General features: G+C 73.3%; 10 protein-coding genes and 1 pseudogene. 8 read left to right on the top strand and 3 right to left on the bottom strand.

The window, feature by feature from the left end; genetic code table 11:
- The first annotated feature begins 3 nt into the window (after positions 1 to 3).
- From lepB to OJ962_RS30390, 3 genes are read left to right on the top strand one after another with little or no spacing between them, the layout of a single operon-like run.
- The gene (gene lepB / locus OJ962_RS30400; protein ID WP_202958397.1) at positions 4 to 546 is read left to right on the top strand and encodes a signal peptidase I; all 543 of its coding nucleotides are present in this window, start codon (positions 4 to 6) and stop codon (positions 544 to 546) included.
- A complete protein-coding gene (locus OJ962_RS30395) occupies positions 543 to 1,814 on the top strand; it encodes a fenitrothion hydrolase (RefSeq protein ID WP_202958396.1) in 1,272 nt (423 codons plus the stop codon). Before lepB ends, OJ962_RS30395 begins: the two co-directional genes overlap by 4 nt.
- A gap of 21 nt (positions 1,815 to 1,835) precedes the next feature.
- Positions 1,836 to 2,384: a TetR/AcrR family transcriptional regulator gene (locus OJ962_RS30390; RefSeq protein WP_202958395.1), complete on the top strand. Its 549-nt coding sequence runs from the start codon at positions 1,836 to 1,838 to the stop codon at positions 2,382 to 2,384.
- On the opposite strand, the gene OJ962_RS30385 is transcribed toward OJ962_RS30390, so the two are convergent.
- On the bottom strand, positions 2,381 to 3,361 hold the full coding sequence (locus OJ962_RS30385) for a GGDEF domain-containing protein (protein WP_202958394.1): 981 nt from the start codon (positions 3,359 to 3,361) through the stop codon (positions 2,381 to 2,383). The two genes, OJ962_RS30390 and OJ962_RS30385, sit on opposite strands and share 4 nt — an antisense overlap.
- Positions 3,362 to 3,434: 73 nt before the next feature.
- On the opposite strand from OJ962_RS30385, the gene OJ962_RS30380 reads away from it, so the two are divergent.
- Together OJ962_RS30380 and OJ962_RS30375 are read left to right on the top strand one after the other, a co-directional pair.
- The gene (locus OJ962_RS30380) at positions 3,435 to 4,181 is read left to right on the top strand and encodes a hypothetical protein (protein ID WP_202958393.1); all 747 of its coding nucleotides are present in this window, start codon (positions 3,435 to 3,437) and stop codon (positions 4,179 to 4,181) included.
- On the top strand, positions 4,178 to 5,332 hold the full coding sequence (locus OJ962_RS30375) for an acyl-CoA dehydrogenase family protein (RefSeq protein ID WP_202958392.1): 1,155 nt from the start codon (positions 4,178 to 4,180) through the stop codon (positions 5,330 to 5,332). Before OJ962_RS30380 ends, OJ962_RS30375 begins: the two co-directional genes overlap by 4 nt.
- On the opposite strand, the gene OJ962_RS30370 is transcribed toward OJ962_RS30375, so the two are convergent.
- Entirely contained in the window at positions 5,333 to 6,301 is a 969-nt protein-coding gene (locus OJ962_RS30370; RefSeq protein ID WP_238932614.1) for an EamA family transporter, read from the bottom strand.
- Between the two features lie 38 nt (positions 6,302 to 6,339).
- Between OJ962_RS30370 and OJ962_RS30365 the strand changes: the two genes are divergently transcribed.
- Together OJ962_RS30365 and OJ962_RS30360 are read left to right on the top strand one after the other, a co-directional pair.
- Positions 6,340 to 6,876: a CGNR zinc finger domain-containing protein gene (locus tag OJ962_RS30365; protein WP_202958390.1), complete on the top strand. Its 537-nt coding sequence runs from the start codon at positions 6,340 to 6,342 to the stop codon at positions 6,874 to 6,876.
- A 109-nt stretch (positions 6,877 to 6,985) separates the two neighbouring features.
- A complete protein-coding gene (locus tag OJ962_RS30360) occupies positions 6,986 to 7,900 on the top strand; it encodes an ABC transporter substrate-binding protein (protein WP_202958389.1) in 915 nt (304 codons plus the stop codon).
- On the opposite strand, the gene OJ962_RS30355 is transcribed toward OJ962_RS30360, so the two are convergent.
- Positions 7,875 to 12,035, bottom strand: a complete 4,161-nt coding sequence (locus OJ962_RS30355) for a family 78 glycoside hydrolase catalytic domain (protein ID WP_202958388.1) — start codon at positions 12,033 to 12,035, stop codon at positions 7,875 to 7,877. The two genes, OJ962_RS30360 and OJ962_RS30355, sit on opposite strands and share 26 nt — an antisense overlap.
- 170 nt (positions 12,036 to 12,205) lie before the next feature.
- Between OJ962_RS30355 and OJ962_RS30350 the strand changes: the two are divergent.
- Positions 12,206 to 12,954 (top strand): annotated as a pseudogene (locus tag OJ962_RS30350) (helix-turn-helix transcriptional regulator); the annotation flags it as partial.

The raw sequence follows: 12,954 nt of genomic DNA, 5'->3' as shown, positions 1-12,954 counted from the left end.
TCCGTGACCCGCACGCGTCCCCGCACCCGCCTGCTCGGCGGCGCCGTCGGCGTCGCGCTGATCGTCGTCGTCGCGCTGCGGACGATCGGCCTGCTCACGGTGGTCACACCGTCGATGCAGCCCGAGCTGGCGGTCGGGGACCGCGTGCTGGTCAACAAGCTCGTCCCGGAGATCGTGCCGTTGCGGCGCGGCGACGTCGCGGTCTTCGAGGATCCCGGCGGCTGGGCCGAGGCCTCGGCCCGCAGCCGGGGAGCGATCACGCACGACACGCTGATCGTCAAGCGCGTGATCGGCGTGGGCGGCGACCGCGTGGTGTGCTGCGCGCCCGACGGCGCGCTGGTGCTCAACGGCCGGCCGCTCGCCGAGCCGTACGCGTCGCGGCGCCCGTTCCCGCTCGCGTTCGACGTCGTCGTGCCCGACGGCAGCTACTGGATGATGGGTGACGACCGCGTCCGCTCGTTCGACTCGAGCGGGCTCGCCGACGCCTCGACACACGGCTTTGTACCCACCGACCGGATCGTCGGGCGGGTGGAGGTGACGCTATGACCGGACTCTTGGCCCACGGCATCGCCGCCGGTGCGGACGTCCCGATCCCGATGACCGTGGCGGCCGCCGCCGCGGCGTTCGTGCTCGTGCTCTCGTTCGGCGTGCTCGCGTTCGGCTGGACGCGCCCGCGGCTGCGCGCGTGGCAGCGTCCCGCCACCGGCTCGCTTCCACGTCCGCTCGAGGTCGCGCTCGGCTTCGCGGGCGTCGCCGCGTTCGCGGTGGTCGCGTACGCCGGGTTGGCCGGCACCGCGCTCCCGAACGAGAACCTCGCCCCCACCGCGGTCTACGTCGGGTTCTGGGTCGGGCTCGCGTTCGCCTCGCTGCTGCTGGGTGACGTGTTCAAGTACGTGAGCCCGTGGCGCGCCGTGGGCCGAGCGGCGGGTTGGGTGGGCGGGCGGCTCGGGCTCGCCTCGGACCCCCTGGCCTACCCGGAGCGCCTCGGCCGCCTTCCCGCCGCCGTCGGCTTGTTCGCGTTCGCGGTCTGCGAGCTGTGCTGGACGGCCGCCGGCGAACCGCGCGCGCTCGCGATCCTGATGCTCGTCTACTTCGTCGCGATGCTCGTCGGGATGAGCCTGTTCGGCGTCGAGCCGTGGCTGCGTCACGGCGACGCGTTCGGCGTGCTGTTCGGGCTCTTCGGCGCACGCGGGCGGGTGGACGCACGCGTCGCGGGCACGGTCGCGCTGCTGCTGGTGGCGATCGGCTCGACGGCGTTCGACGGCGCGCGCGAGGCCGCCGCGTTGCGACCGCTCACGGAGGCACTGGAGGACGTCGGCGTGAGCCTCGGGCTGCCGAGCGACCTCGCGCTGGAGACCGGCCGCGTCGTCCTGCTCGCGCTGTGCGTCGCGATCGTCGTCGCGATCTGGCTGGCCGGCATCGCCCCGGTTCGCCGGCACGCGCGCGCGTTCACGCACACGCTGATCCCGATCGCCGCGGGCTACCTCGTCGCCCACTACTTCTCGCTCGCGGTCGTCGGCGGGCAGGCGCTGTGGCCGCTCGCCAACGACCCGCTCGGCGCCGGCGCCGACCTGTTCGGCGGCGCGGCGGCGCAGATCGACTACGCCGCGCTCAGCACGGACCTGATCTGGTGGGTGCAGATCATCGCGCTCGTCGCGGGGCACGTGGCGGCGCTCGTGCTCGCTCACGACCGCGCGCTCGAGGTCTACGGCGACGCCCGCGCCGCCGCCCGCTCGCAGATGGCGATGCTGGGGCTGATGGTCGTGTTCACGAGCCTCGGCCTGTGGCTGCTCTCCGCCGGGTTCAGCGCGTGACGGTTGTCTAGCCTGCGCGCCGTGGATCGGCGCCGGCAGATCATCGAGGGAACGTTGGAGGCGATCCGCGGCTCGTCCGTGGCGGACATCCCGCTCGGGACGATCGCCGAGCGAGCCGGCATGCGCGCCAACCACGTCCTCTACTACTTCGCCTCCCGCGACGACGTGCTGGTCGCGGCCGCCGCCCACGTGGAGAAGACGCTGGCCGAGGGGCGTGCCGAGCGCCTGCGCGCGATCCCCGATCCGGTCGACCGGTTGCGGGCGTTCGTCACCGAGTACCTGCCCGACGACCGCCACGATCCCGCGTGGAAGCTGTGGGTCGAGGGGTGGCTGCGCTCCACGGCCCACAGCGCGTTCGCGGAGGTCGGCGAGGCCGCGCACGCGGGCTGGCACGCGGACCTCGTCGCGACGGTCGAGCCGTTCCGCGCACCCGAGGATGTCGCGGCCTTCGCGCGGCGGATGCTGTTCATGCTCGACGGGCTCGCAATCCACGTGGTCGGCGGCCACCTCCCGCTCGAGGAGGCCATCCAGCTGGCGATGACGACCCTGCTGCGCGAGCTCGGGGCCTAGACGGCGACCCGGGTCGTGTCGCGACCTGCGCGCTTGGCGTCGTAGAGCGCAGCGTCGGCGGCCTCGGCGAGCGCGTCGGCCGACGACGGCCCGGCCGTGACCGCCACCCCGGCGCTGACCGCGACCGGCGGCGTGCGCGCGTCCTCGCGCAGCGCCCCGCGCACCCGGTCGGCGTACGCGCGGGCGGTGGCGGGGTCGGCCGCGGGCAGGACGGCGAGGAACTCGTCGCCGCCGAGCCGCGCGACCAGGTCGCTCGCGCGGCTCTCCCCACGCAGCGTGTCCGCGACCCGTACCAGCACGCGGTCGCCCGTCTCGTGCCCGTGCTCGTCGTTGATGTCCTTGAAGCGATCGATGTCGAGCGCGACGGCGGCGAGCGGACGGCGCTCGCGGCGGGCGCGCTGAAGCTCGATCTCGAGCCGCTCGTCGAGCCCGCGCCGGTTCAGGAGCCCGGTCAGCGGGTCCTTGCGCGCCTCCGCCCGCAGCTGCTCCACCAGCTGGTCGCGGCGGTGCACGAGCACGCGCACGACGCCCGCGATGATCGCGACGGACACCACCACGTCGATCCAGCGGTCGACCGAGCCGAGCCCGGCGGGCATCGCGTCCAGGGCGACGGCGTGCGCGACCGCGGTGCCGGCGACGGAGAGCACGGTCGCGCGGGTGCCGTAGAAGTACGCGACCCACAGCGTCGGCCAGGAGTAGAGGATCGCGGCGTCGGTGTAGCCGGAGCTCGTCGCCAGCCCGTACGCGATCAGCGCAGTGCCGAGCGGAGTAAGCGCCACCAGCGCCGGGCGCGGCAGCCGCGGGCCGGCAAGCAGCACCGCGCCGGCCACCAGCAGCGCGGCGAGCGCCGGGGCGAGCGAGATGGCCGGGCCGCCGGGCAGCGTCCGCTCGATCACGACGAGCGCCGCGGCGGCCGCGTAGATGCCGGCGCTGCTGCGGATCAGCAGCGGCTCGGGCGTCGAATCGAATTGCGCCATGGGTTTGCTGTCGGCGGCGCGCGTCAAGCGTCCGTCACGCGCAGGTCAACCCGCGGTCAAGAACAATGTGGCCATGAGTGAGCTCATCCAGCGCGGGCCGGCCGAGGCGCTCGCCGGCCTGCTCGGCGTGCCGGTGCCCGAGGACGAGCTGCCGCTGTTCTGGCACTGGGTCTACCTGCTCGACCGTCCCGCCCAGGCCGAGCTCGGCCGCGACGGCCACCGCGCGGCCGGCGTGGAGCCGGGGCGGCGGCGGATGTTCGCCGGCGGGCGGGTGGAGGCGCTCGCGCCGTTGCGCTTCGACGAGCCCGCGGAGCGCCGCGCCGACGTCGTCGACACCGTGGAGAAGCACGGCCGCAGTGGGCGGCTGACGTTCAACACCGTGCGCCAGCAGGTCTTCCAGCGCGGTGCGCTCGTGGTCGAGGAGCGCCAGGACATCGTCTACCGCGACCTGCCGAGCGAGCCGGTGGTCGCCGAGCCGCTGGAGCCGGTGCCCGTGGCCGGCGACGAGTGGGCGATCGAGATCACGCCGCCGCTGCTGTTCCGCTTCTCGGCGCTCACCTACAACGGGCACCGCATCCATTACGACCGCGACTATGCGCGCGAGATCGAGGGCCACCCCGGGCTCGTCACGCACGGTCCGCTCCAGGCGCTCGCGATGGCCGAGCTCGCGCGGGCCCGGGGCATGGCGGCGACGGTCTGCGAGTACCGCCTCGTCGCGCCGCTCTTCGAGCACCAGGGGCTCGTCGTCGGCTTCGCCGACCGCCACGCCAGCGTCCGCGACCTCGGCGGGCGCCAGACCGCCCGCGCCACGCTCACATGACCCACGACCAGCCGTATCCCGAGCTGCGGACCCGGGTCCGCGAGCTGTGCGCCGAATTTCCGGACGCGTACTGGCGCGAGCGCGACCAGGCGCGCGAGTACCCGCAGGCGTTCGTGGACGCACTGACCGCGTCCGGCCTGCTCGGCGCCCTGATCCCCACCGCGTACGGCGGCCTCGGCCTCGGAGTCAGCGAGGCGAGCGTGATCATGGAGGAGATCAACCGCTCCGGCGGGCATTCCGCCGCCTGCCACGCGCAGATGTACACGATGGGCGCCGTGCTGCGCCACGGCAGCGAGGCGCAGAAGCAGACCCACCTGCCCGCGATCGCGAGCGGGGCGCTGCGCCTGCAGGCGTTCTCGATCACCGAGGCCCAGGCGGGCTCGGACACGACGCAGATCGTGACGTCGGCGCGCCGCGAGGGCGACGAGTACGTCATCGATGGCGCCAAGAACTGGACGAGCCGGATCGAGCAGTCCGACCTGTTGCTGCTCCTGGCGCGGACCGGCGAGGGCGCGCGCGGCGAAGGGCTGAGCCTGCTGCTGATCGACCTACGGGCCGTGCGCGAGCACCAGCCCGAGGCGCTCGAGGTCGAGCCGGTGCGCACGATGTTCAACTACGCCACCAACCAGGTCCGCTTCTACGGCCTGCGCGTGCCCGCGTCGAGCCTGATCGGCGAGGAGGGCCGTGGCTTCCGCTACGTGCTCGACGGCTGGAACGCCGAGCGCATCCTGCTCGCCGCCGAGGCGATCGGCGACGGCTACTGGTTCACCGAGCGCGCGGTGCGGTACGCGAACGCGCGCGAGGTCTTCGGCCGCCCGATCGGCGTCAACCAGGGCGTCCAGTTCCCGATCGCGAACGCCTACATGCAGGTCCGCGCGGCCGACCTGATGCGCTACGAGGCGGCGCGGAGGTTCGACGCGCACGAGCCGTGCGGCGCCGAGGCCAACATGGCCAAGCGGCTGAGCTCGGACGCCAGCTGGGCGGCCGCGAACGTCTGCCTCGACACGCACGGCGGCAACGGCTTCGTCGACGCCTACGACGTCGAGCGCAAGTTCCGCGAGACGCGCCTGTACCGGGTCGCTCCGGTCAACGACAACCTCATCAGCGCGTTCGTGGCGACGAAGGTCCTCGGGCTGCCGCGGTCCTACTGATCACGCCTCGGCGGCGGCCAGCCGCGTGTGGGGCCTGGGCGCGGGCGGGCGCTCGCCGAGCTTGACGACGATCACGCCCGCGAGGATCAGCGCGCCGCCGGCGAGCTGGAGCGCGCCCGGGATCTGGTCGAGCAGCAGCCAGGCGAAGACGACGCCCGCGACGACCTCCAGCAGCGCGACGAACGAGGCCAGGCGCGAGCCGAGGCGCACGCTCGCCACGATCCCGGTGCAGTAGGAGAAGCCGGCCGTGACGACGCCGAGGCCGGCCAGCGACAGCCAGTAAGGGACGGTGGCGCCCGCGTACTCGGGCGCGGCGGTGGTCGCGTCCATCGGCAGCAGCCCGATCGCGCCGAGCGCGGCCAGCATGACCGCGCCGGTGAGCAGGCCGGCGCCGGCCAGCGCGACCGGCGGGAGGTCCTCGCGCGGCTTGGCGGCGAGCACGAAGTAGGAGACGACGCCCGCCATCGCCAGCAGCGCCCAGGCCACGCCGGCGGGCGCGAGGTCGGCGCCCGAGAGCAGGTCGAGGACGAGCACGAGGCCGAGCGCCGCGATCCCCGCGCCCGCGACGGTGAGTGGGCCGGGACGCTCGCCGTGGCGCAGCCACAGCCAGAGCACGACGGCCGCCGGGGCGGTGTACTCGATCAGCAACGCGGGTCCGACGTCCATCCGCTGGACGGCCGAGAAGTACGCGAACTGCGTGCCCGCGACCGGCACCGCGCCGAAGATCAGGATCAGCCCGGCGTTGCGGCGCAGGGCGTCCATGCGGCCGCGCAGCGCGCGCAGCGCGAACGGCGTCACGACCAGCGCACCGATCAACAGCCGGGCGAGCACGACCGCGCCCGCCGACCAGCCGGCGTCGAGCAACCCGCGCGCCAGCGGGCCGGACAGGCCGAAGGCCGCGGCCGAGGCGATCGCGAACAGCAGTCCGACGCCGAGATCCGCGCGCCTGTCATTCGTCACCGACTCCATGGCAAATGACACTACTCAGATGCCTGTAAGATGTCAACGTGCTGTTTGTCAATGACACCGAGCTGTCGTTGCGGGCCGCCGTCGCGCTCGTCAACAGCGCCGAGCCGCCGGACACGCTCACGGACCTCGCCCAGCTCGACGCCTTCTACAAGCGACACGAGTTCACCGGCCGCCACGACGGCGACGCGGCCGAGCTGGCGGCGATGCGCGCGCTGCGCCCCGTCCTGCGGGAGCTGCTCACGGCTGAGCGCGACGACGCCGCCGAGCTGGTCAACACGCTGCTCGCCGACGCCCAGGCCGTCCCGCAGCTGCGCCGCCACGACGGCCTGGACTGGCACATCCACGCGATCTCCTCCGACGCGCCGCTGGACCGCCGCATCGCCGTCGAGGCCGCGATGGCGATGATCGACGTCATCCGCGCCGACGAGCTCTCACGGCTCTCGGTGTGCATCGACGGCGAGTGCGAGTGCCTGGTCCTCGACCTCTCGCGCAACCGCTCGCGCCGCTACTGCAGCACGATCTGCGCGAACCGCAACGCGGTCGCCGCCTACCGCGCGCGCCGCGCCCAGCACTGATGCGCATCGCGCTGCGCGGCGTCAGGATCGGCGAGTCGGCCGGATCTTGACGAGCGTCGACCGCCAGGGCACTGGTGGATCGACACGGCGTCCACGACCATCGCCGGGCATGATCGGCGCGCTGGTTCCCCTCTCTCCCCCAGGCTGGGCCGAGCACGGCCGGCACCTGCTCACCGGGCTCGAGCTGGCCGCGCGCGAGCTCGAAGTGCAGCTCGTGGTGCGCGACACCGCCGGCGACCCCGCCCGCGCCGCGGCGGCCGTCGACGAGTTCGCCGACCTGGGCCTCGCGGCCGTCGCGGGCGAGTTCCACAGCGTCGTCGCCCGCGCGGCCGCCGCCCGCGCCGACGCCCGCGGCCTCCCGTTCCTGTGCTCCTCGGCGGTCATCGACGCGCTCACCGATCACCCGACCGACCACGTCGCGCGCCTCGCGCCGGCGCAGTCGCACGGCTGGCGCATCTACGCCGACTTCCTGCTCGCCGCGGGCCACCGCCGAATCGCCGTCATCGCCGAGCCGAGCGTCTATTGGGCCGCCGGAACCCGCATCCTGCGCGAGCACCTCGCCGCGCGCGGCGGCACCGTCATCGAGCTGGACCTCGACGCGCTCGGCGAGTCCGGCGCCACCGCCGTCCTGCTGCTGGTCGGCGACGCCGAGCCACTGGTCACGGCCATCCGAGAAGATTCGCGCCTCTCCGGCATCCTGATCGGCGCGCCCGCCGGCCAGCCGGAGCTGGCCGAGTGGGGCGCCGCCATCCCGTTCCTGCGCTACCGCGCCGACCGGCTCACGCCGCTCGGGGACCGCGTCGAGGCCGCCCTGGGCGGCGCGCCCTCGTTCGTCGCCCTCGAGGGCTACGACGCGATCCTCGTGCTGGCCGAGCAGCTGCGCACGGGTGCGCCGTGGTCGCGCGTGACCGTCGAGGGCACGCGCGGCACGATCCGCTTCACCCGCCCGCCCGGCGGCCACGTCTGGCAATGGACGTGGCCGCCGGTGCAGGTGGCGACTAGGGCTGCGTCGTCGACAGCGTGAACGTCAGCGTCTTGCTGTACGTCCCCGTGCGCAGCGGGTCGTTGGCCTTGATGAGCTGCTTGAACTCGACGTCGACCTTCTCGTTGGAGACCGGCGCGGTCCACGACGACTTCGAGAACGCCACGCGCAGCGGCTCGGCGAGCGTGAACGCGCCGTTGGTCATGCGGCCGGGATCGCTGACCGAGAGCGTCGCGTTGCCGGCGGTGGAGATGACGTTCGCGAACGTCTTCGCCGTGTAGTCCCTGGCCGTGCCCGGGATGAACGGATCGAACGTCGCCGCCCCGTCCAGCGTCAGCGCGAGCGTCGCCGGGACGGTGCCGCCGACCCTGCCGTCCACCGACGTGGCGGCGAACTCACCCGGCCCGGTGCGGAACGCGTAGGCGCCCGAGCCGACCTCGTAGACCACGTGCGAGCCCGAGATGCCGACCAGGTCGACGCCCGGCGCCTCAGAGGCCACCAGCGGCGTGCCCGAGCCGACCTCGCCGACCTTGGCCGGATCGGTCGCGGGCACGTACACGCGGCCCGTCGCGCCCGCCGGCACCTTCACGTTCAGCTGCAGGCCGCCGGCCGTCTTCTTCCACGAGGAGGCGACGGTGCCGCGCACGGACTCGTAGGACGCCGACGCCTGGTTGAGCTTCGCGTCGTCGGCGATCAGCGGCTTGAACTCGATCTGCTCGTACGCCGGCTTGGTCGGCTTCATGCCCACCAGGCCTTCGTAGAACCACTGCCCGATCGAGCCGAACATGTGGTGATTGCGCGTGCGGCTCGACTGCTCCCAGTACTCGCCCAGCGACGTCCACCCCAGCTCCACCGCCCAGCGGCCGTAGGACGGGTAGGTCGTCTGCTGCGCGATCGTGTACGCCGCCTTGGCCGCATCCGGCACGCCCTCCTCGGCGGCCTCCTGCAGCACCGGGTAGATCCAGCGCGCGCCCGCGATGCCCGTCATCTGGTGCCCCTCACGGGTGACCAGCACGTCGTAGACGAGCTTCTCCTGCAGCGCGCGGCGGCGCTCCGGCGGGACGAGCCCGAACGCCAGCGGCAGCACCTGCATCGACTGCACCAGCGGCTGCGTCCCGTTCTCGCGGTAGTAGCCGACCGACGCGTCCCACCACTTCGCGTTGAAGTCGTCCTTGACGTTCTCGTACAGCGCGTCCAGCTCGGCCGGATCCTTGCCCAGCGCGCGTGCCGAGTCGGCCGCGATCTTCGCCATGTAGGCGACGTACGCGGTCGAGGACGGGGCGATGATCGTCGGCGTGTTGAAGCGCGTGCCGGCGCCCAGCGGGGCGTCCGCGCCGGTCGGGACGCACCAGTCGCCCAGGCCGGAGCTGAGCGTGTACGCGTACTGGTCCCCGTCGGAGGAGAACCACTTCGTGAGCCAGTTGAGCAGGTACTGGCGCATGCCCGGATAGGTGCGCGCGAGCGACTCCTTGTCGCCGTAGCGCAGGTAGCCCTCCCACGGGACGACGAACCAGTACGCGTCCCAGATCGGGGTCGCGGCGGCGTTCGCGGGCTTGAACGCCGGGCCGCCCTCGTAGCCGTAGTTCTTGGTGCCCGGCGACACGAGCGGGACCTCACCCGACTCGCGCTGGTCGTCGACCATGTCGATCGAGGACTTCTCGAAGTGGCGCTCGGTGTCGAACTGCAGCGACGCGATCGGCGCCGACAGCTGCGCGTCACCGGCCCAGCCGTTCTTCTCGTAGGTGGGCGTGTCGGTGATGACGCCGGACACGTAGTTCTCGGCGATCGAGGAGCGGATGTTGCGCTCGATCAGGTTCACGAGGTCGCTGGAGGAGCTGAAGACGCCGGTCGGCGCCAGCGGCTCGCGGATCTCCTGCACCGAGTCGACGGTGACGTTGACGCCGTCGGGCAGCGCGGTGCCGCCGACGGCGCTGATCTGCACCCACTGGAAGCCCTTGTAGGTGAAGCGCGGCGTCCAGGTCTGGGCCTGCGGGCCCTTGGAGATGTAGTAGTCCGTCTGGATCTGGCCGGCGGGCGCGTAGCCGGAGATCGAGACCAGCCCGTCCGTGCCGAGCTTCTCGGCGTAGCGGATCTGGATCACGGTGCCCGCGGGGGCGCCGGTGACGGTGGTCGTCGCCCAGCCCGCGTACTGCTGGCCGGTGTCGTAGAGGATCACGCCGGGACGGGGCTCGGAGCGCGTGCCCGCGGGGTGGTTCGCGATCAGCGACGTGCGCTCGAGCTCCTGGGCGATCAGCTTGCCCGTCGGGCCGGGGACGGTGCGGGCGTCGGCCCAGTTGGACGCGTCGAAGCCGGGGGCCGACCAGCCGCTGATCTCCTTGCGAGCGTCGTAGGTCTCGCCCAGATAGTGGTTGTCGTAGCGGATCGGCCCCGCGTCGCTGGTCTTCCACGTCTCGTCGGACTTGATGACCTGCTCGGTGCCGTCCGCGAACGTGATGACGAGGTCGGCCTTGAGCGTCGGGTTGGCGCGCCACTCGGCGCTCGACCAGCCCCAGTTGCCGGACGTCGTCTCGTTGTCGTACTGGCCGGAGCCGAGCTGGGTGGCGAGCACGTTCTCGCCCGGCTTGACGAGGCCGGTGACGTCGTCGGTCGTGTAGAAGACGGTCTTGTCGTAGCTGGTGAAGCCCGGGTCCAGGAACGTGCGCTCGGAGGTCTTGGTGCCGTTGAGCGTCATGTCGTTCCAGCCGAGGCCGGACGCGTAGACGCGGGCCTTGGTGACGGCGCCGTGCTCGGAGGAGACGGTGAACGCCTTGCGCAGGTACGGGACCGGGCGGATCTCCTTGCAGGTGCCTGAGAGCGTGGCGCCGTTGGACGGGCGGCACCAGTCGGTCGGCGCGGGGCCGACGACGGCGGTGCCGCTCGCGTGCGCCTTGGTCAGCCCGGCGGTGAGGGCGAGGCCCGTGCCGGGCGTGGTGACCGTGGCGCCGGCGTCGGCGGCGTTGAGCGCGGGGCTGACCGTGATGCCGGTGCCGAGGCCGCGCGTGGCGGCGCCCTGGGCGTGGGCGGAGGTGAGCGGCGCGCTGAGCGTGATGCCCGTGCCGAGCATGCGTACGGCGGCGCCGTTGGCGTACTCGGCCGTGGTCGGCGCGGTGAGCGTGACGCCGCTGCCCTCGGCGCCGGCCGAGCCGACGGTCGCGACCGTGTAGGACTCGCTGCCGAGGACGACGGTGTCACCGGCGTTCCAGCCCTGGACGCTCGCCACGCGGATGTTGGTGGCACCGGCGGGCACGGCCGCCGCGAGCGTCGTCGCGCGGCCCTGCGTGCCGACGGCCGTCACCGTGCGCACCTCGCCGTCGATCAGGGCGGCGGCGCCGACGGCGAACCCGTTCGTGCTCGTGACCTTGACGTTGGTGGCGCCGGCTGCGACGGGCGCGAACAGCGTGGTCGCGTTGCCCGCGGCCGTGCCGACCTCGGTGACCGTCACGGTCTGGCTGCCGATCGTGAGCTGCGCGCCGGGCGCGAAGTTGTTGACGGAGACCACCTTGACGTTGGTGTCGCCGGCGGCGACCGGTGCTGCGGTGGTGGTCGAACCGGCGCCCGTGCCGACAGCCTCGAGCGTGACCGATTCGTCACCGACGGTGATCGTCTTGCCCGGGGCGAAGCCGACGTTGGACGCGATCCGCAGGACCTTGTCCCCGGCCGCGGCGGCCTGCGTGAGCGTCGTGTTGCCCTGCAGGCAGCAGGCGTCGTCCGCGCTCGCCTCGGCGTTGGTGAGGTGCGCGGGCGTGCGCGCCGGGCCGCTGATCCACGTGCCCTTCCACTCCGCGGGGGTGAGGTACGCGGTCTCGAACCAGGTTGCGGGCGCCCAGTCCGAGCCGGCCGCCTTGACCGACCAGAAGTAGCGCGTGCGCGACTTGAGCGCCGGGCCGGCGTAGTCCGTGCTCAACGCCGATGACGCCACGGTGCCCGAGTCCCACACGTCTCCGTCGCCGGCCGCGGCCTTCGCGGCGGTGGTGGCCACGACGACGCGGTAGCTCGTCGGCTTGACGCCGCGATCCGCGCTCTCCAGCCGCCAGCGCAGCTCCGGCGTCGCGTCGTCGATGCCCAGCGGCGTCGCCGCCGCGTTGGTCTCCAAACCGGTGACCTGGACGCTCGCCCCGTACGCGGGCGCGGCGCTCACCGCCAAGGCCGCGCACACTGCGACGGCCGCTCTCCTCACTCGCATTGCTCTCCTCGCTCGCATTTGATCGGTTTGCTCGCCTAACGCAACCGAACCGATCGAACCAGCACGTGTGTCTACTGGTCGAGCGAAACTGACGCATCAATGATTTCCCCACACTTTTCCCGGCTCGCATAGGGGTTGCGGCGTACGGGATAGTTGGCGCGACCGTGGTGACGCTCACCGGACGCGACGCGGAGTTGCGGGCGCTCGACGCTGCCCGGGCCGCTGCCTGCCCGCGGGTCGTGCTGGTAGAGGCGCCCGCGGGCGGCGGCAAGACGGCGCTGATCGACCACTGGCTCGCGGGTGCGCGCGCAACCCGCGTGCTGCGCGTGAGCGGCGAGCCGACCGAGACCCACATCCCGCACGGCGTCCTCGACGTGCTGCGCCGGCGCGCGGGCGGCGAGCTCGACACCGTCCGCTCCGGCGTCCTCGTGCTCGACGACGCCCAGTGGGCCGACCCCGAGTCGATCGACGCGCTCGTGTTCGCGCTGCGCCGGCTCGTCGACGAGCCGCTGCTCACGATCGTCGCGTCCCGCCCGGGCGCGGACCTGCGCGGCCTCGCCCGCCTGGCCGACACCCGACTGACGCTGGCGCCGCTGACCCAGGCCGACGTGCGCGCGCTGACCGGCCTCGCCGACGGCCCTGCCCGCCGCCTGTGGGAGCACACGGGCGGACTCCCGGGCCACGTCCGCGCGCTCGCCGCGCACGTCCCGTCCGATCCCGAGGCCCCGCTTCCGGCGCCGGCCGTCGTGATCGCCGAGATCGGCCGCGCGCTCGCCGCGTGCACGCCCGCGGCCAGGGCGCTGGTGCAGGCCGCCTCCGTGCTCGGCAACGGCTGCCGCCTCGCCGACGCGGCGCAGCTCGCCGAGGGCAGCGCCGCGCCGGCCGCCGCCGCGCCGCACGACCTCGCCGGCGG

It is taken from the genome of Solirubrobacter deserti (assembly GCF_027587175.1).
Classification (GTDB): Bacteria; Actinomycetota; Thermoleophilia; order Solirubrobacterales; family Solirubrobacteraceae; genus Solirubrobacter; species Solirubrobacter deserti.
Note: the sequence above shows the minus strand (reverse complement) of the source record. Positions and strands in the feature narration are given on the sequence as shown.